Origin of the sequence: Algivirga pacifica (genome assembly GCF_039543525.1) — a bacterium.
GTDB classification, from domain to species: domain Bacteria; phylum Bacteroidota; class Bacteroidia; order Cytophagales; family Flammeovirgaceae; genus Algivirga; species Algivirga pacifica.
Genome location: NZ_BAABJX010000010.1, coordinates 34291 through 54553 on the forward strand (window position 1 = coordinate 34291; position 20263 = coordinate 54553).

Sequence of the window (20263 nt, forward strand, 5' to 3'; positions counted from 1 at the left end):
TACCTATCGCTTCATTAAGCTTGAGGAAGCGACCATCATACTACTGACTAGCTCTGTTGAATCGTTGATTCGTTGAATTGAGCTTCACTCGTTGATTCGAGTTGAACTGTTAATTGAAATATATACTAACACTCAAAAAAACATATCAACTCGAATCAACGAGCGAAGCTCAATTCAACTCACCGAAGGTGAAATTCAACGATTCAACAAAGCCAGTTAGCAGTATAATAACTACTTCTTCCAACTTAATTAAGCGATAAACTATCTTTTTCACCTTATATCACTAAAGCCATAGACTTTTCACTATTTATATCGAGAAGAATTCGTAATAATCAGAAAGGAGCCTTTTCCGCTACCATCGCCAAAATTGCGATTAGTAGTGTAGGGCTTGGTATATGCTCTTTGATCATTGCTTTCTCCATCTATTATGGGTTCAGGAATGCGATCGAAGAGAAAATCATGACGCATGCTGCCCACCTTCAGCTAGAGCGCTTTTCGATTACGAACTCCAGGGAGGAAATGCCTGTTTCTGTCAAGGATTTACATATCTATCAGGATGCAGACACCATCGTTGGCATCAAACAAATCCAGCGTTATGCCCATAAGTGGGGGCTACTAAAAACCGACTCAGAGGTTTCGGGTGTTTTAATCAAAGGCATCGGGGCAGAGTATGATACCTTAAGGCTCCATAATGCGCTGGTTGCAGGACGTCTACCTAATATCTATGAGGAAAAAGTAGGAAGAGAAGTACTTATCAGCCAACGTATGGCTCGCAAGATGCAACTCAAAGTCAATGATAAAATCATTCTCTACTTTATTCAAGAGCCTCCAAGAGCACGTAGATTGACCATTTCCGGCATTTACAATACTGGATTAGAAGAATTTGATGATTTATTAGCCATTGCTGATATCCGTACCATACAACAAATCAATAACTGGGAAGATGATATGGTCGGAGGACTGGAAATATTTGTGGATGACTTTGAGTACCTAGACGAATATGCCAGCATGCTCAGAGATGAAGTAGACCTCAACTTATTAATGGGAAAAATCACCTACAACTATGCCCATTTCTTCAATTGGTTTGAGATGATGAGACAAAACGTATTCGTTTTAATCATTATCATTCTATTTGTGGTTATCTTCAACATCGCCTCTATTCTGCTAATTCTCATCATGGAGAGGGTTCGATTGATTGGTAGTTTAAAGGCAATGGGGGCTAAAAACTGGCAGATTCAAAAAGTGTTTATCTTTAACGGGATGCGTATGACACTGAAAGGACTTTTCTGGGGTAATATCGTGGGAATACTCTTCTGTATCCTGCAAACTCACTTTGAGCTAGTTCCTCTTGATCCTGAGACCTATTATATCGACCATGTACCTGTCATTATGAAATGGTCCACCATCTTTTGGCTCAACGCTTTACTATTTGGGTGTATCTCTGCCTCTCTATTAATTCCAACAGCTATTGTAGGAGGAATCAAGCCGATCAAGTCGATTAAATTCAGTTAAAAAGCGAAGTGTGTACAATTAATTGGAAAATACATGCTAAAAATCACATTTATTTCATAAATTCGGCACCTGTTTTTGAAACGTGATAAAGTTTCTTTTAAGAAAAAAGAATATGGAAAAAATTACATTCGACGCACTAATTGAAATCCCAAGAGGGAGTCGTAACAAATACGAGTACGACAAAGACTTGAAAATGATGAGATTTGACCGTATGGTTTACACTTCAATGAAGTACCCTGCGGACTATGGTTTTGTAGACAATACTTTGGCAGAGGACGGAGATCCTCTAGATGTGTTGGTACTATTCACTGAGCCTACGTTCCCAGGTGTTGTTGTAGAGGTAAGACCTGTAGGTGTGTTGAATATGTCAGACGAGAAAGGTCCTGATTCAAAAGTTCTTTGTGTACCAGTAGACGATCCATTCTGGGGTCAGTATACAAAACTTTCAGAGATCAACGAGCAAACGAAAGCAGAGATCGAGCACTTCTTCAGAGTATACAAAGACCTTGAAAAAGGTAAAATGGTAAACATTGAAGGATGGGCTGACGAGAACGAAGCGATCAAGCAATACAAAGAAAGCATCGAGCGTTACAACGCAACGAAGTAATCTTTTAAATAAAAGGCCTTAGCGTATTGCTAAGGCCTTTTATTTTGTATCATAAACTCTTGCAACATCACCTTAATAGAACCCAACCCTATTTCCTCCAGCTTGATCTCTTCTGGATATAAAAATAAGGCTTCAGCAACATCGTCGGCTACTTTTAGAGGAGTAAAATCATTGACTACAGCAGTATACGCCAAGTCCAATGTATAATAAGACATACCCTTATAGACATACTCATTAGGAAATGAACCGATGTAAGACAGCTCATCCAAAGAAAGGTTCAATTCTTCCTGGATCTCTCTACGACAAGCATCTTCTCCTTTTTCCATGGGATCGACAAACCCTCCCGGCAAATCCAAAGTTCCTGCCATAGGGTCAAATTTTCTTCGGGTAAGCAGTAACCTCCCTTGCTGATCCATAATAAAAACAGCTACAGCCGCAGATGCATTAATGAATAGCTGAAAACCACAGCTACCACACTCAAAAGCTCCAAACTCCTTAAAGTCAAATTGTTTTGCTGCACATTTGGGGCAGTACTCCATATGATGTTTAGGATGCATGGTATTTTAATTAAGAATGAAGAATGAAAAATTATTAATGGTCAATTTTTAATTAAATATTGACAATTCCTCATTCTTCATTCTTAATTTTTCATTAGCAACTATCGCTTGCTTCCTTTATACATATCGTAGCAAACGTACTTACACTCTAAACCTCCATTGTGAACTGTCATTCGCTTGCTTGGCCTTAAGCCTACCTTCTTCAGGGCTTCTTTGTTGGATGTAATCATCCATACCTTAAAGCCCTCATAGCCTTGCTTAAACTTGTTGCCCATCGCTTCATACAATGCCTCTACTCGATCGCCAATACGTTCTCCGTAAGGAGGGTTGACGATCATTACACCATTCTCTCCTGCCGGCTTTGCCTTGTCAATAAAGTTTCCTCTACTTACACGAACATAATCTTCTATACCTGCTCGTGTCATATTATTAATGGCTATCTCAATCGCTTCATCCGAAATATCAGAAGCATAGATCATATGATCAAAGCGCTTACGTTTCATCAAGGCTTCTCCCAATAGCCTTTTCCAAATCATTGGATCATAGTCTTTCCAGTTTTGGAAGGCAAACTTTCGTTTTAGACCGGGAGCCATATTTAATGCAATCATGGCTGCTTCAATAGGAATAGTCCCCGAACCACACATAGGGTCTACCAAGTTACCTTCACCTGTCCAGCCTGATAGTTTAACCAGTGCTGCCGCCAAAGTCTCATTCAAAGGGGCCTCCCTTTGTTCTTTTCTATATCCCCTTCTATTCAATGGTTCTCCTGAAGCATCCAAAGAAAGAATACATTGTGTCCCTGCCACGTGAATGTGTACACGGATATCTGGATCTTCTATATCTACTGATGGACGCTCTCCTGTTCTTGCTCTAAAATAATCCGCAATCGCATCTTTTACTTTAAGGGCAATATACTTGGAGTGGGTAAACGTATCGGAAAGCACGGTACTGTCTACAGAAATCGTTTGATCTACCGACATCACACTACCCCAATTAAACTTCTTTACGTGTTTATAAAGCATTTCCTCGTCAGGGGCATTGAAGCGAGCTACAGGAACCAATACTTTCAAGGCCGTACGCAACCATAGGTTAGAACGGTACAATACCGTTTTATCACCCTTAAACGTCACTACCCTATTTCCTTTTTGAATATCTTTAGCACCAATCTCCTTTAGCTCTTCTATCACTAAATCTTCTAAGCCAAAAAAGGTCTTGGCAGTCATATCAAACTCCTTCTCCTTCACAGTATTTATATTTTTTGTTTTATCTATCTTATTAAAGGTCGCAAGTTACACAAGGAAAATGACTTTACTAATCACTCCAATTGTAATTCTATATACTATAAGTAGGTTTCTATCATACTTCTATCGATTTGAGACTTCATAAAATAAAAAACCGCCGGATTTTAATAAATCCAGCGGCTCAGTGTAACAATTATACTCTGTAAATCATTCCGTCAGTACCCTATTCATTTAACTGCAGGGAGTAACGGTAAATTGGTGTATCATTCAAATTGAGAATGATTGTATAATTCCCGGCTTGATCTATGACGATATTATTAGGATTATCTAGCTCCAATGTGCCATTTCCACCCTCATCTCCATAGTTGATCGCCCAGTCATCATTGGCTCTGAACTTGATTTCACCTTCTACAAGATCTGCAGTTACAGTCCATAAGCCTGTAGCCTGATCATATTCCATATCTATATCAGGACCATCCCATCCATTAGGTGTCGCACTACCGATAACTCCCCATTCTGTTTTTGTAACAGAGTAAGTTAATAAAGATGGCGTAGCGATCAGTCGATAATAACCTGTTTCTGCTACCATCAAGTTACCCGCACCTCCATCAGTACTTAATGTACCTACTGCACCGCCATCACCATAATTGGTACCGCCCCATCCAGCTTCATCCGTGATCTTAAATTCACTCTCTAACCACAAGTAGCCTTCAAAAATCCCATCACTATCCAAGGACTTGATCACATCGTCATCATTATGTGCCCAGCCATTATGTGCACCAGGCACCCAAAGTGTTGGAAACGATAAGTTGGCCGGATAAGTGGTCAAGGTAAAGTTTTGTACTTCGGAAGTATCCGGTACCAAGCCAGCCCCAGGATCAGCTATAATTCGAAAACTCACAGGAACGGGAACCTCAGCCTCCATTCCTAACAAGTTTCCTGCATTATTCAGTTCTTCATTGGTGACAGCTACCTCTGTAAGGCCCGTCGATACAATTGGAGCTGCTGTTTCAAAATTATCATTTGATAACTCCAGCGTATAATTCGTAGCAAGTGTCGCTCCATAGTCAGCGGCTTCCCAACGAATGGTGTCCCATACATCAGTGGCCGCGACAGCGTCCAACACTACCTCTGTCCCCTCCAACTCTGTAATCAATGCTGGCGGCACAGATTCATTGGAAATTTTTGGTTCTCGGTCATTCTCTTCACAGGCTACTATTCCTGCTGCAAAAAGCAAGAGGACTCCCAAATATTTATTTATATAATGCATAACATTAAAGTTCAATAGTAAATAGATGAATTCAAGAGTGTGTTCATGACTAATACCCTGGGTTTTGTTCCAGATTCCCATTCAGGTTCACATCAGTCTGAGGAATAGGCATCAGATCATAGAAACGAGGAACACTTCCACCTTCAGGAGACCCTCCCTTAAACGGCCAGATATAATCTCCGCCTGTGAATAGGCCAAAACGGATAAGATCCGTTCTACGGTGACACTCCCAATACAACTCTCTGGCACGCTCATCAATAATAAAATCAAACGTCACATCTCCTACGGCCAATGGAGGCACCCCTGCCCTATCCTGAATTTCATTGACAAAAGCCAAGTTTTGTGCAGACACTGCTCCATCCAAACGAAGATCTATCTCCGCAGCCATCAAGTAAGCGTCTGCCAATCGAAATACTGGCACATTGACACTAGACTGCCCTTGATTGGCACCTATACCCGGCGTACCATCAGCATTCAGGTTCTTGAATTTCGTAACAGCATACCCTTGTGTAAACTGCTCTTGCTGTAAAATTTCCAAAGACTGCCCCTCCGTAAAGAATAACGCCCGACTATCTCCTGTTTCCGGAAACTTATTTACAAAGGCACTCGTCGTACGATTACCTCCCCAGTTGGCAGAAGTACCATAATCTGAAGCTATCATAGCTCCTCCAATAGAAGCATTGATAATATAAGTTGTTCCTCCAAACGTTTGTGCGCTATCTCCATCATAGTTAAAAGAGAAAATGATCTCATTATCATATTGGAAATTCTCCGCAGAAAACAACAACTCATAAGCATTTAGTCCCGATCCATCTTCCATTTGAAGGGAGTAACCTGCCTCAAACAATTGGTTCAAATAAACTCTCGCTTGCTCATAATACGTATTACTCTCTGTTCCCAAGTACGTATTATGGTTAAGGTAAAGCTTTGCCAAAAGCATCCACGCAGCTCCTTTATCAGCCTGTCCTACTAATCCAGCTCCTGGTTCTAATAAAACCTGCTCTGTCTCATCCCCTTCACCTATAATGGCCAATAGTTCCGACTCGATATAGTTGAACAACTCAGGTCCTTGAGGACTATCTCCCGCTGCAGGAGGGTTTGTAGAGCCTACACTACTCCCCTCTGTAATAAAGGGAACGCCATTACCAAACAAGTCCAACGCATGCCAATAAGCCAATGCTCTAAGAAAACGTGCCTCCGCTACATATTGTGGTAAACGGGTAAATTCATCTCTTCCCAAATCATTCACCTGACGAATAAACTCGTTAGCTGAAGAAACTTGATAGATCACTCTATAGTAAAAGGAACGAATAAACTCATTGGAAGCATCCCAATTTAATTGACTCATACTTGGCAAATTACCATCCGCCCATCCATTGATGGTTTCATCCGTAGGCAACTGCTGACATACAAAATACCCTCTCCAGTACTGACTATGTCCTTCGTCAAACCCATCCAGGTCTCCTTGTCCTGCAGGCCCCTGTTGCCCAGACAAAGCAAAACCCGCATACACTTTAGACAATGCTCCCTGAAAAGCTTCTTCAGAAGTCAATACATCTTCGGCTATTTGTATATCTGGATCTATCGGTCGTATATCCAGATCATTAAGACAAGAAGGGAGTAGAAAAGCCGACAGTACCCCCACTATCATTAATAGTTTTCTGATATCTATAATTTTCATGATTGATACATTAGGTTAGAATGAGACATTAACTCCCATAGTATAGGTCCTTGGACGTGGATAGAAATTATTATCTATACCACTGAAGATTTCTGGATCGATCCCATCATAGTTCGTGATGACAAACATATTATTGATAGTACCATATAAGCGGGCGTTCAAACGTGTATCAAACAAGCGATTAAAGTTGTATCCCAAGGTCACATTATCCAATCGGAAGAATCCAGCGTTCTCTACATAGTGATCAGAGAAGTATTGTGGGTTATTAAATTGTGTATCAAAGATTTCTTCTGTCACATTATTTGCAAATGCTCCCGACGTTTGCAAGCGCTGATAGAAGGAACGTCCCGCATTGATATCGTTATAAACATAGTTATTCAAGTTTATACGAGCGGCCACACTAAAGTCCCAATTTCTATAACCGAGATTAGAATTTAACCCCATCAACATATTTGGAGCTGGGTCTTTGTAATGGTACTTATCAAACTCATTGATTACTCCATCCTCATTTCTATCTACATATAATCCCTCAATTGGTCGACCATCCTGATCATACACCTGCTCATACACATAAAATGAACGTGCCGGATGTCCTACCGTATGAATTTGTATCAGGTTACCTGTACCACTACTGATACCTCCTGTTGGCACTCCTACAAAGTCGTCTCCCCCACCAGAAAGCTTAGTAATCTCATTCTTGTTGTAAGTAATGTTATACCCTACACTCCAACGCCAATCCTGAGATCTCAGAATACTTACATCAATCGCAAATTCAATACCTTGGTTTACCATGGTTCCCACATTCGTAATCAACTCATTACCCAAATTAGAACCTGCTGACACCGGCACCTGACTCAATAGGTCATCCGTTCTTCTATAGTACCAATCAATCAAACCTGTAATACGGTCATCAAAGAAACCATAGTCTATACCAACGTTAAATGTTGTTGTTTCCTCCCACTTCAGATCCTCATTAAATTTATTCGCTCGGAAAGTGGTCGTATAAATAGGTCCGGCTGGTCCATAATAAACATATTGAGCAGTTCCCAAAGAAGCTTGATAGGTTCCAATATAAGGATAGTCATTTCCCGGTATATCCTGTTGTCCTGTAATACCATACCCTGCTCTTAGCTTCAACTGAGTTAGCCAATCTGCATCTCCAAACCAATCCTCTTTTTCCATGTTCCAAGCCAATGCCAATGCTGGGAACCATCCCCAACGATTATCCTCTGAAAAACGGGAAGATCCATCATTTCTTAGGGTAAATGTCATCACATACTTATCATACAAAGAGTAGTTAAAACGTCCGTAAAAAGACACTAAGTAGTTCTCTGTTTTATCAATGGTATTCAATACTCCAGTACCATTTCCGAACATTTGATTGTTTTTACTATCCCTTCTGAAGTGTTGCCAAGAATACCCAAGCAAGGCATTCAAGCGACTTTCCCCAAAATCCCTTTCATAGGCCAGATAAGTTTCCAATAACTCGTTAGATTTATTTTGAGAGTAATTACTAAAGAAACCATCGTTGATAAACGCTCCTTGATCGTGAACCGCATTAGGTGCCACTACAATATCTCCTTCTGCATCCGAAAAATCTCCACCTAAGTTCAAGTTCACTCTGAAATCCGGAGCAAAATGTAAACGATAATCTACCTGTAAGTTACCGATAAAGCGATCTACCTGTGACTGGTCTCTACGTCTTTCCAAGGTTGATACTGGGTTCCCAGGAGCAATAGGATTAGGTGATATAACTGTCTCTCCATCATCCAAAACCAATTCTGTTGGCCAATAGTAAAACTCTCCATTAGCCGTTCTAACGGGTTGAGTAGGATCCATAGAGATCGCATTACCAATCGCTCCCGTGCTCGCAAACCGGTTGTCTACATACATATATTTAGCGGAAGCATTCACTTTCAAATGCTCATCGAAAAACGTAGGGTTTAAGTTCAAACCTACAGTAATCCTTTCCATGTTCTCTGTTTTCAGGATACCATCTGTATTGTTATATCCCACAGAAGCACGGTAAGGCAAGCCGCCATCTGCAATGGTTCCTGAAACGGATACGTTATGTTCAGTACCTACAGCTGTTTCAAAAATCTCATCTTGCCAATCTGTATCCGCATCTCCCAAAAGGTTTACATTGTCTGGAAATTGCTCTGTAAACAAGGCGCGATATTGCGTTGCATCTAATACATCTACGGTCTTGATCGGGGTATAAATTGAAACGTTACCATTATAATCTACCGACACACGATCTCTTGATCCCTTTTTGGTCGTAATTAAGATAACACCATTGGAAGCTCTTGATCCGTAGATGGCTGTTGAAGAAGCATCTTTCAGTACGGTAAATGTCTCGATGTCATTAGGGTTAATGGTATTCAATGGGTTTCTCATACCTGACACTCCATCGTTATCCAATGGTACACCATCAATGACTATCAAAGGATCATTATTGGCATTCAAAGAGGATCCACCACGGATACGGATTGTTGCCCCAGCACCTGGCGCACCACCACCTGTCGTAATTTGCACCCCAGGCAACTTACCATTCAGTAGTTCCTGTGGAGAGTTGATCGCTCCTTGGTTAAAGTCTGCAGCAGTTACTGCTTGCACAGAACCTGTAACGTCTTCTTTCTTAGCCGTACCATAACCAATTACGACCACCTCTTCCATTTGCTCTGAGTCCGGTACGAGTTGTATATTCATCGTTGATTGGTTACCTACGGTAACTTCTTGTGTCTGATACCCTACATAACTGACGACCAGCGTTTCTTGTCCCGTTTCCAACGGCAATGTATAATTACCATCAAAATCTGTTGCGACTCCTTTGCTAGTTCCCTTTAACAATACAGATACCCCAGGAAGTGGATCTCCATTTTCATCGGTTACTGTACCAGAAACCACTTTGTCTTGTGCCCACATTGCACTGGGCAACAACAAGATCAACATTATCCCCAAGAGATAATGTGATAAGGTATTGCAAACCTTTTTCATATGGTTGATATTTTGAGTAATAGTATAGTGTGAATGCTGATTGTTTTTTGAGTTAAATCTTTTTCCCTATAAGCATAATCGCTCTTACCCTTTTCAAGAGGGGGGCCTAATAATGAGTTTATAAAGAATCATCGGATTGGGTTATCAAATTAACGTTATCTCATCTTGATCAATGAAGTCTTTATGAGAGTCATCTCGCTGATTGAGTCTTAATATTAGATAATATTATGTTCATTGAATTTAGTAACATTTACACTTCATGCAAATGATGATGTTCCATATACTCCACTTCACAATATGATTTTACTCACCTGAATTGGGTTTATACCATACTTTACCACACAAGTACAATTAACTCTATATAAAATGTACAAACAACATTTTAACAAACACATGTAGACATGTAAGTATCAAAAACAAAACAATAGAAGTATTCATCATTCGTGCCCTGTTTATTTATTTCTATTATTACACTGTCATACGACTTTAAAAGGAATCTGAGTAAAATTTTAAATCTTCAAACAATTAATTAGATTTACCTAAGAATTAATTTTTAGACTACAGCCATTGTGTACTATGAAGAAGGGACAACTTACGATGCAAGACATTGCTGATCAGCTTGGGATATCAAAGTCAACGGTTTCTAGAGCCTTGAAAAACCACCCTGACATCAGTGATAAAACAAAGAAAGCAGTAATGGAACTGGCTAAGGAACTCGATTTCCAACCCAATTCCCTTGCCTTGAGTCTTAGACATAAGCGTTCTTTTGTTATCGGGGTAATTGTTCCTGAAATCGTACATCATTTTTTCGCCAATGTTATTAGTGGAATTCAAGATGTCGCTTACAAGGCAGGATACAATGTAATGATCTGTATCTCGAATGAAGATTTTGACATAGAAGTGAAAGACACGAATGCCCTACTCTCTAACCGAGTAGATGGAATGTTGATGTCTGTCTCCAAGGCAACCACCGACTTTGATCACTTACGAAAAATACAACGTAAAGGTATTCCTTTGGTGTTTTTTGATCGTGCCACTAGTGAACTAGAAGTTAGCAAAGTCATTACAGATGACTTTGGAGGAGCTTATAAAGCAACCCAACACTTGATCGAGCAAGGGTGTAAACATATTGCTCATCTGGCAGGTCCCAAAACCCTTTCACTCAGTAAAAGTAGAGAGGATGGCTATCGAAAAGCTCTAGAAGATCATAATATGGTCGTAGAGGAATCCCTGATTATTCCTTGTCCGGAAGGGACAGTAGAAGAAGGAGAAAAAGTTCTTTCTATGTTATTAGATAAAGGACATCAAGTTGATGGCTTATTTGCTTCTAATGACATTGCTGCTATTGGCGCACAAAAAGCTGCCAAAAAGCATCATCTGAGCATCCCTGAAGATATTGCTATCGTGGGATTCAGTAACTGGCAAATGGCTACTATTGTGGAACCACCTTTATCATCTGTTGCCCAACCAGGGTATGAAATGGGCAAGATGGCGGCAGAACTTCTATTGGAAGAAATTAACGCCGATAGCGATGTCTCTTACCCGGCCTCTACCAAAGTAATGCCGCTAGAGTTAGTGGTAAGGGAATCTTCTGATCGAGAAAAAAAATAAAGAAAGTTATTAATTTTTCAATTCTTGATTAAGAAACTGATTTTAATCAAAAATGATAAGCTATAACCGAAGTACATCTTCTATAAAAGGCCGCTTTTGCAGGCCTTTCTTTTTACATTCTCAATCCTATCTTGTTTTCTTGTGCTTTTATTCGCCGATTTTCAATGTACCTTTCCTTGATGGAAACATTTAATGATTATTAAAATAATCTCATTGGATAATCAAAACCCAACAATAACACTGTAAACATCACTTCTAATACCTTCACGACGCCACTATATCAAGTGTAATAAATCCTCTTGATACACAATCCTACACCTTAAATTCTCTTCTGAATTATTGGATGAAAAGCAGATTAACCCCTATATTTAATAGAGTTAACAATTGTAAACTGCAAAGAACCTATTCTTGCTTTTATCCTAATTGAAACGATTCCCCATTAATATTTCCGGTAATATTCAACCCATAATTTTGTGACTATGAGCAAAGCCGAATTCAAAAAACTTATTGACGACTATAACAAAACCAAGGCCGAAGAGAAAAAAGTAATCCCATTTCTGGAGTTCTTGGAACTTGTAAAAAAAGACCATAGCCTTTCTTGTCTAGCACACAAGCGCATGTTTAATGCCATTACAGGTAAAGGCTTTGAACTATTAGATACTGAAACAGATATACGGCTTCGAAGAGTTTTTGGTGCCAATACCCAAGTAAAAAGCTATAATTTCTTCAGAGATGAGTTCTTTGGTATTGAACAAGTACTTCAAAAGCTAGTACGCTACTTCTTCTCGGCTTCCATGAAAGGAGAAGAAAGCCGACAAGTACTCTTTTTGGTAGGACCTGTAGGTGCAGGAAAATCTTCCCTCATCGAAAAACTTAAACAAGGTCTGGAGGAAGCTTCCCCTATTTATTATCTGGAAGGTTCTCCTATGCATATCAACCCTCTTTGTGCCATTCCTAAAGCATTAAGGCCTGAAATGGAGAAAGTCCTAGGAGTGGAAATAGAAGGTGAATTAGACCCCATAAGCCAATACAAGCTAGACGAAGAATTTGAAGGAGACTTCACCAAGTTCAATGTCGCTATGATGCGATTCAGCACCAAGAAACGTCTAGGTATTGGCATGGTTCCTCCAGTAGACCCAAACAACCAGGATACCTCTGTTTTGATCGGATCAGAAGACATCTCCAAGCTTGACCGCTACTCAGAAGATGACCCTCGTGTCTTAACTCTGAACGGTGCCTTCAATGCCGGCAATAGAGGAATGGTAGAGTTTATAGAAGTATTCAAAAACGAAATCGAATACCTGCATGTCATGCTTACTGCCACACAGGAGAAGCGTATTCCTGCCCCCGGCAAGCATGGTATGATTTATTTTGATGGAGTAATCCTTGCGCACTCCAATGAGGCAGAGTGGAACAAGTTCAAAGCTGACCACACTAACGAAGCCATTCTAGATCGTATCGTAAAGATTGAAGTTCCTTATGTACTAGAGCTTTCAGAAGAAAAGAAGATCTATCAAAAAATCATCGACCGTTCTGATTTCAATGCTCATATCGCTCCACATTCCTTGGCTATCGCTTCCATGTTTGGCATCCTTACTCGTCTAAAGCCTACAGCCAAATGTGACCTCCTTACCAAACTCAAGTTATACAATGGGGATGAGGTGACTGAAAGAGGACAAACCAAGCACATCAATGTGATGGAACTAAAAGATGAGCACCCTGACGAAGGAATGAGCGGTATTTCTACTCGTTTTATCATGAAAGCGCTGGATAATGCTCTTTCGGATAGTGAGACCAATACTATTCACCCAATCTCCGTATTGGATGCGCTGCAAAATAAGCTGAAAGAAGAACCGCTTCCAGAAGACACCAAGGAACATTATATGCATATCCTGAAGGATATTCTTTACAAAGAATACCTTAAAATGCTAGAAGCGGATATTACCAAAGCCTTTGTCCATGCTTACGAGGAACAAGCCGAAACCCTATTCCAAAACTATCTGGATCATGTAGAGGCTTATGTTCTTAAAAGAAAAGTCAATGATGGAAAAAGTGAGATGGCACCGGATGTGAAATTCTTAGCCTCCATCGAAGAACAAATTGGTATCACAGGAAGTGCTTCCGACGGTTTCCGACAAGATGTGATGAGTTACATTACGCATATCCTAAGACGCAAAGGAACACTTCATTACTATAGTTATGAGCCTCTAAAAGAAGCGATTGAGAAAAAACTAATGGCTTCCGTGAAGGATATCACCCGCATCATTCTGAAATCAAAAACCCGTGATAAGGAACAGAAGAAAAAGTATGAGGCGATGACGCAACAGTTGATCAATAACGGCTACAACGAAGAGAGTTGCGAAGCCGTACTCAACTTTGCCGCTAATAACCTTTGGAAAGATTGATTTAAGGTAAGAGGTAAAAGGGAATAGGTAAAAAGTACCTCTTCCATTTTACCTCTTACCTCTTACCTTTTACCTCTTACCTCTTACCTTTTTATGGCTATTTTTAGAGATTTCAGCACACAAAAACGAGACCGGTCCGCCTCGGATCGTCAGCGACACAAAGAACTCGTCAAGAAAAAAATCAAAGAAGGCATTGCCGACATTATTGCTGAAGAAGCAATCATCGGCAAGAATAAAAACAAAGTCATCAAAGTACCTATTAAAGGCATCAAAGAATATCGCTTTATCTATGGGCGAAATAACAATGGAACGGCTCAAGGAACGGGACAAGAAGAGAAAGGGCAAATCATACAAGATGGACGTGGAAACCCACAGAAAGGAGAGTATGGGGAAGCAGGGAATCAACCTGGTGAGGATATGTATGAAACCGAAATCACCATAGAAGAAGCTATCAATATGATGTTTGAGGACCTGGAACTTCCTGAGTTAGAACGAAAGAAGTATTTCTTTACAGAAACAGAGGTCTTCAAAAAATTCAAGGGATACCAGAAAAAAGGCGTAAGAGCACGTCTCTCCAAGAAAAAAACCATGAAAAACCGACTGAAACGAAAGATCGTGCTCAGTAGTCGGGAACAAGAGTCAGAGGAGGAACGCTCCTACCCTTTCCATAATGATGACCTGGTATACAAACGCATGACCGTAGACATCAAGGAACATTCCAATGCTGTGGTTTTCTGTGTCATGGATACTAGTGCCTCTATGGACCAAACCAAGAAATACCTTGCCCGAAGTTTCTATTTTCTTCTTTATACCTTTCTGAAAAACCGCTATCAAAACACAGAAATTGTCTTTGTTGCTCATCATACGGAAGCCAAAGAGGTTTCCGAAGATGACTTCTTCCACAAGGTAGAATCTGGCGGCACCATGATCTCTTCCGGTTACAAGAAAGTACTGGAAATTATCGAGAAAAGGTATAATCCAGTCCTATGGAACATCTATACCTTCCATTGCTCTGATGGAGATAACTTTAGTAGTGACAATCGCTCCGCAAAGGAATATGCCAAGCGTTTGGCTGATGTTTGTAACCTCTTTGGATATGGGGAGATCAAACCTAATACAAGCTACTCCTGGTCAAGTATGATTGACGAATTCAAGGGTATTGAAGCCGATAACTTTATCTGTCTTAAAATACGGAACAAGGAAAATATCTGGCCTGCCCTTAAGAAATTCCTTACGCTGGACAAGAGCAACTCCCTTATGGAATAACCCTGTCAGTTTTTAATTATCAATTTTCAATTATTAATTTTTAATAATCAATTATTAATTTTCAATTATTAATTACCAATGATCAATCGCAGAAGCTGTTCATGAGTTATTAAAAATTGAAAATTATAATTGAAAATTAATGACAATCATGGACTGGACGGTAAAAGACTTAGAGAAATGGAATAATAAAATTGAGGAGCTGGTACAATCGCTAGGATTAGATTGTTTTCCTCAAGAATTTGAAGTGTGTGACTACCATGATATGCTGGGATATCAATCCTATGTAGGAATGCCCTCCCGCTACCCTCATTGGAGTTTTGGAAAATCCTTCGAAAAGCAACGGACGATGTATAAGTTGGGCGTAGGTGGTTTAGCTTATGAGATGGTCATCAATACTAACCCATGTTTGGCGTACCTGATGATTGACAACCCGTTGTCTATACAGGTATTGACCATTGCGCACGTATATGGACACAATGACTTTTTCAAGAATAACATCAATTTCGCTCATACACGCCCTGAACTGGCATTGGAAATGTTTAAGACTCATGCTGATCGGGTAAGACGCTATATTGAAACTCCTAGTATAGGCTATGAGAAAGTAGAAAATATTCTGGATGCAGCCCATGCCATCAGCTTTCATACCAACCGAAACCTAAGAATACAGCAACTATCAGAAGAGGAACAAAAAGATCAATTCTACCAACGACTCAATAAGGAGCCTGACCCGTGGAATCACTTGCATAGTAAAGAAGAAGAAAGTGCGACCACAGATGCTTTTATTCCTGAACCTACAGAAGACTTAATGGGCTTTATCAGCGAATTCAATAAGGAGCTGGAAGATTGGGAAAAAGATCTTATGCATATCGTCAGGGAAGAGACCCTTTACTTTATGCCGCAGATGGAAACCAAGATTATGAATGAGGGATGGGCCAGTTTCTGGCATTTCACTATTCTGAATCGCTTGAATCTTCCTCCAGAATTGCATATGGATTTTGTACGGGCTCATAATCAGGTGATACGTCCTCACCCTGGTGGACTGAACCCTTATCACGTAGGATACTCTATCTTCACCCGTTTAGCTGGTAGTGATGGTCATCAAATCGACTACGAAATTAACCCTCAAATATTCGACATCAGGACTATAGATAGAGATGCCTCTTTCCTTAGACGATTCCTGACCAAAGAGCTGGCTCAAGAATTACATTTATTTGAATACAAACAAAGAGGCAATCGGGTCACAGTAAGCGATGTCAGTGATGATGATGGTTGGGAAACCGTGCGAGATACACTCATTAAAAATACGGGAATGAATGGCATTCCTGTTATCAAGGTAAAAGGTATTAATCCACTCTCCAATACACTTCAATTATTACACGAGTATGATGACCGAGAGTTGGAACTGAATTACGTCCGCAAAACGATGGAATATATTTATAGACTTTGGAGTAAAAGACCCGTTACGCTAGAGACCATCATTGATAATCGGGAAGTTACCTGTACCTTTAAAAACAATAACTTTACTGTAGAAGAAAGTTAAAAGGTATTCAAGGTCTTTTCGGATGTTTTATTTTTGGAGATGTACTTCCTTAAAAAATATAAATCATCCCGTATTAACAATACGACTTAGATTTCTAAGAATTCATCACTTTACAACTATATCACAAGCCCTTTATAAGCTTCTTCATTTTTTCCTTGCCACCGTGGCCCGGATGAAAAACGAAGCAAAAAAAATGAGCCATCCCTTAAGTGTTAATATGGGATGACTCATCTATACTATATATGATACTTCATCTATTGAGCCTCAATAGTTATACGAAGGTAAGTAGATACCTCTTCAGGTACATTAGCACTTGGGGAGGTTTCTTCTTCTACCACTCCTCCTTCATCTTCACCAGTATTAGGCCCTGCCTGACGTGGTGCTTGATTTGCTCCTGCCCCTGCATATTCATCCACCTCTGTACCGGCATCATATAGCAATGCTTCCTCTGTAACATCACCACTGATCGGCTCACCATTGGAATCGAACAATGATAACTGATCCAGTCCTACAAACCAATCGTTAGACTGTATGAACATCGTTGCCAATGAAAGTCTGTCTCCATCTTCGGCTTCAAAGGTAAAGGTATAAGCCCCCCCGGGTCCAATAGGCCCTACCGCAGTCTCTCCCTCAGGAGTATTAAATACATCCGTATATTCAGCAACATCTCCGTCCTCTGCCAATGCTTCCAACGCTGCCGAAGCAGCTTCTGACATCATAAATATTTCATTGCTTTCACCTACGAAGAATGCTCCGGGAGCAAATGGCGTAACCAGTCCACTGTTTTCAGATAGGTCCGTAAACATGGTGGTGCTCATACCATCTTCAGCAATTGCCTCTAATCCCTCAGATGCTTTCTCTCCCACCTCAAACAGTGGCATTTGATCTGTAAAATGAATAACATATACCCCAGGAGAAACAGGGCTCGGCAAGTTAGAATTGTCTGATAAGTTCGCAATGGTTACCGTGAATAGTGTTCCACCATCATGTTCAACGGTTACTTGTATCAACTCATTCACAGCAGGGTACGTAAAACCATCCTGTACATCCGAAAGTAAAGAGACTACCCCACCTTCATCTGTGCCTGTATTGGGAGCTTCCTGACGAGGTGCTTGATTGGGCCCCTCTCCCGGAGCTTCATTTTCTTCTGTGCCTGCATCCCATAAAGCTATTAACTCCGTAATATCTCCTGTAAGCGCCACCCCACTCTCATCATAAAGCGCAATTCCTGTTGCCTCCGGAGCAAAAAATACATCATTGGTTTGCACGAACATGTTTGCAAAAGACAAGTAATGTCCTTGTCCTGCATTAAAGCTAAAACTCAGACTCTCTCCAGGAGCTACCGCGTCCAATGAATCTGTACTGAAATAATCATATGCTGGATTTACATTTTCTATGGTAACCGTAAAGGTAGCCATGCCATTCCCTCCATTATCATCGTCATCATCATCACAAGCCATAAATAAGAAAGGGGTAAATAGTAGACATAATGCCAATACTCTTTTCATGGTTTTCTTTTATAAGGATTAATAAATAAGTGACTTTATACATATCACTTCTCATAGATAATATTTACCTACTAACTTAGTAGGTTATGTATTAAGTAAACGAATGTTTACAGACAAAAAAAGGTCACTGTAACGAACAGTAACCTTACATAATATTTCTATTCAAATAAGTATTTTTAGGTTTGAATGACCCCTACATTATAACGCTTGGTAATAGGCGCATGATTAGCCGCTTCTATTCCCATAGAGATCACTTTTCGGGTATCCTCTGGAGCGATAACCCCATCTACCCAAAGGCGTGCTGCAGCATAATATGGAGACAACTGTTCTTCATACTTGCTCTTGATATCTTCCAACAAAGCTTGCTCTTCTTCCTGAGTGATGGATTTCCCCTTGGCTTTCAAGGAAGCTACTTTGATTTGCAGTAATGTTTGGGCTGCTGCATTTCCACTCATCACAGCCATCTTCGCAGTAGGCCACGCATAAATCAGTCGAGGATCATATGCCTTACCGCACATGGCATAGTTTCCTGCTCCATAGGAGTTCCCTACAATGATCGTAAACTTAGGCACAACTGAATTAGCCATGGCATTCACCATCTTGGCGCCATCTTTTATAATACCTCCATGTTCCGCTCTGCTTCCTACCATAAAGCCGGATACATCTTGCAAAAACACCAAAGGAATCTTTTTCTGATTGCAGTTCATAATGAAACGAGCGGCCTTATCTGCCGAATCTGAATAGATCACCCCGCCCATCTGCATCTCTCCTTTCTTGGTTTTGGTAACAGTACGTTGGTTGGCCACAATCCCTACGGCCCACCCATCAATACGAGCATATCCACACAACAAGGTCTTCCCATAATCTTCTTTATAAGGCTCAAACGCTGAGCGATCGACCAACGCCTTAATTACCTCCAACATATCATAGGGTTTGGCCCGATCTACCGGCATATCTTTCAGTAACTCTTCTGCTGGTTTAAGAGGATACGCACGCTCACTTCGGTCAAAACCCGCAGAAGGGTTTACCCCCATCTTATCAAAGATACTTCGAATTCGATCCAAGCAATCTTTGTCATCCTTACATTTATAATCTGTCACCCCTGAGATCTCCGAATGGGTCACCGCTCCTCCCAATGTCTCATTATCAATTTGTTCTCCAATTGCTGATTTCACCAAATAAGACCCTGCCAGAAATACAGAGCCTGTACCTTCTACAATCATTGCCTCATCTGACATGATTGGGAGATACGCCCCACCAGCGACGCAACTACCCATAATAGCAGCTACTTGTATGATCCCTTCCGAAGACATCACGGCATTATTTCTGAAGATCCTCCCAAAATGTTCTTTATCTGGAAAGATCTCATCCTGCATAGGCAAGAATACTCCGGCACTATCTACCAGATAGATAATTGGAAGCTTATTTTCCATGGCTATTTCTTGTGCCCTTAGGTTTTTCTTGGCCGCAATGGGAAACCAGGCACCTGCTTTTACGGTGGCATCATTAGCCACCACCACACATTGCCTATTACTGACATAGCCTATCCCCACAATTACACCTGCAGAAGGACAGCCTCCATACTCCTTATACATTCCATCTCCGGCAAAGGTCCCTACTTCCAAAAATTCCGTATCCCGGTCCAAAAGATAATCAATACGTTCCCTGGCGGTCATCTTCCCTTTTTTATGCTGGGAAGCTATTTTCTTTTCCCCTCCTCCTTTCCTCACTTCCTCTTGTCGACGCTGTAACTCTTGTAGCAGTTCATAAAACTGCAATTCATTTTGCGTTAGTTCTTTGTTGCTTATCATGGTTTAGTACAATGTGTTTTCATTGGGTAATTTGTTTTCACTCGGGTTATAAGAGCTTCTTTAAGTTAACATATATTTATTAATCTCCCCCATCCATCCTATAAAATCCTTGTATTGGGCAAACCATAGGATTACCTACACACAGAAAAGATAAATCCTAATATTCAGTGAAGTATGAAGCTCCCTGATATTCGGGATTTACATGACTATGATTATATATTTCAATTGACGACTATCATTTTTCCTATAATAATCAT

General features: G+C 40.4%; 13 protein-coding genes. 6 read left to right on the top strand and 7 right to left on the bottom strand.

Translation table 11 applies throughout. The features are described 5' to 3' along the window. Window positions 1-372: 372 nt before the first annotated feature. Window positions 373-1512, top strand: a complete 1140-nt coding sequence (locus ABD985_RS02610; RefSeq protein WP_345369028.1) for an ABC transporter permease — start codon at window positions 373-375, stop codon at window positions 1510-1512. Between the two features lie 112 nt (window positions 1513-1624). Then, on the top strand, window positions 1625-2119 hold the full coding sequence (locus tag ABD985_RS02615) for an inorganic diphosphatase (RefSeq protein WP_345368953.1): 495 nt from the start codon (window positions 1625-1627) through the stop codon (window positions 2117-2119). Between the two features lie 29 nt (window positions 2120-2148). On the opposite strand, the gene ABD985_RS02620 is transcribed toward ABD985_RS02615, so the two are convergent. The 5 genes from ABD985_RS02620 to ABD985_RS02640 form a co-directional block, all read right to left on the bottom strand. Continuing rightward, window positions 2149-2676: an NUDIX hydrolase gene (locus ABD985_RS02620; RefSeq protein ID WP_345368955.1), complete on the bottom strand. Its 528-nt coding sequence runs from the start codon at window positions 2674-2676 to the stop codon at window positions 2149-2151. Between the two features lie 101 nt (window positions 2677-2777). Beyond that, window positions 2778-3920, bottom strand: a complete 1143-nt coding sequence (locus ABD985_RS02625; protein ID WP_345368957.1) for a THUMP domain-containing class I SAM-dependent RNA methyltransferase — start codon at window positions 3918-3920, stop codon at window positions 2778-2780. Between the two features lie 220 nt (window positions 3921-4140). Then, window positions 4141-5187, bottom strand: a complete 1047-nt coding sequence (locus ABD985_RS02630; RefSeq protein ID WP_345368959.1) for a SusE domain-containing protein — start codon at window positions 5185-5187, stop codon at window positions 4141-4143. Between the two features lie 49 nt (window positions 5188-5236). Next, window positions 5237-6868 (bottom strand): RagB/SusD family nutrient uptake outer membrane protein, encoded by a 1632-nt coding sequence (locus ABD985_RS02635; RefSeq protein ID WP_345368960.1) that lies wholly within the window; start codon window positions 6866-6868, stop codon window positions 5237-5239. Window positions 6869-6883: 15 nt separating this feature from the next. After that, entirely contained in the window at window positions 6884-9865 is a 2982-nt protein-coding gene (locus ABD985_RS02640) for a SusC/RagA family TonB-linked outer membrane protein (protein ID WP_345368962.1), read from the bottom strand. 576 nt (window positions 9866-10441) lie between these two features. Here ABD985_RS02640 and ABD985_RS02645 point away from each other — a divergent pair. From ABD985_RS02645 to ABD985_RS02660, 4 genes are all read left to right on the top strand, one after another. Continuing rightward, on the top strand, window positions 10442-11476 hold the full coding sequence (locus ABD985_RS02645) for a LacI family DNA-binding transcriptional regulator (RefSeq protein WP_345368964.1): 1035 nt from the start codon (window positions 10442-10444) through the stop codon (window positions 11474-11476). Between the two features lie 479 nt (window positions 11477-11955). After that, complete coding sequence (locus ABD985_RS02650) at window positions 11956-13881, top strand: hypothetical protein (RefSeq protein WP_345368965.1); 1926 nt, start codon at window positions 11956-11958, stop codon at window positions 13879-13881. A gap of 93 nt (window positions 13882-13974) precedes the next feature. Next, the gene (locus ABD985_RS02655; RefSeq protein WP_345368966.1) at window positions 13975-15147 is read left to right on the top strand and encodes a YeaH/YhbH family protein; all 1173 of its coding nucleotides are present in this window, start codon (window positions 13975-13977) and stop codon (window positions 15145-15147) included. Window positions 15148-15295: 148 nt separating this feature from the next. Continuing rightward, entirely contained in the window at window positions 15296-16687 is a 1392-nt protein-coding gene (locus tag ABD985_RS02660) for a SpoVR family protein (protein WP_345368968.1), read from the top strand. Between the two features lie 254 nt (window positions 16688-16941). Here ABD985_RS02660 and ABD985_RS02665 read toward each other — a convergent pair whose 3' ends face one another. Next, on the bottom strand, window positions 16942-18195 hold the full coding sequence (locus ABD985_RS02665) for a spondin domain-containing protein (protein ID WP_345368970.1): 1254 nt from the start codon (window positions 18193-18195) through the stop codon (window positions 16942-16944). Window positions 18196-18371: 176 nt separating this feature from the next. Beyond that, window positions 18372-20006 carry an acyl-CoA carboxylase subunit beta gene (locus tag ABD985_RS02670; protein ID WP_345368972.1) on the bottom strand — a complete coding sequence of 545 codons (1635 nt, stop codon included), beginning with the start codon at window positions 20004-20006 and terminating at the stop codon, window positions 18372-18374. Between the last annotated feature and the right edge of the window lie 257 nt (window positions 20007-20263).

Bases quoted from the DNA above. Each gene is read 5' to 3' on its own strand.
- ABD985_RS02645 (WP_345368964.1), top strand. From the start codon at position 10,442: ATGAAGAAGGGACAACTTACGATGCAAGACATTGCTGATCAGCTTGGG.
- ABD985_RS02650 (WP_345368965.1), top strand. From the start codon at position 11,956: ATGAGCAAAGCCGAATTCAAAAAACTTATTGACGACTATAACAAAACC.
- ABD985_RS02615 (WP_345368953.1), top strand. From the start codon at position 1,625: ATGGAAAAAATTACATTCGACGCACTAATTGAAATCCCAAGAGGGAGT.
- ABD985_RS02620 (WP_345368955.1), bottom strand. From the start codon at position 2,676: ATGCATCCTAAACATCATATGGAGTACTGCCCCAAATGTGCAGCAAAA.
- ABD985_RS02655 (WP_345368966.1), top strand. From the start codon at position 13,975: ATGGCTATTTTTAGAGATTTCAGCACACAAAAACGAGACCGGTCCGCC.
- ABD985_RS02630 (WP_345368959.1), bottom strand. From the start codon at position 5,187: ATGCATTATATAAATAAATATTTGGGAGTCCTCTTGCTTTTTGCAGCA.
- ABD985_RS02635 (WP_345368960.1), bottom strand. From the start codon at position 6,868: ATGAAAATTATAGATATCAGAAAACTATTAATGATAGTGGGGGTACTG.
- ABD985_RS02640 (WP_345368962.1), bottom strand. From the start codon at position 9,865: ATGAAAAAGGTTTGCAATACCTTATCACATTATCTCTTGGGGATAATG.
- ABD985_RS02670 (WP_345368972.1), bottom strand. From the start codon at position 20,006: ATGATAAGCAACAAAGAACTAACGCAAAATGAATTGCAGTTTTATGAA.
- ABD985_RS02660 (WP_345368968.1), top strand. From the start codon at position 15,296: ATGGACTGGACGGTAAAAGACTTAGAGAAATGGAATAATAAAATTGAG.
- ABD985_RS02665 (WP_345368970.1), bottom strand. From the start codon at position 18,195: ATGAAAAGAGTATTGGCATTATGTCTACTATTTACCCCTTTCTTATTT.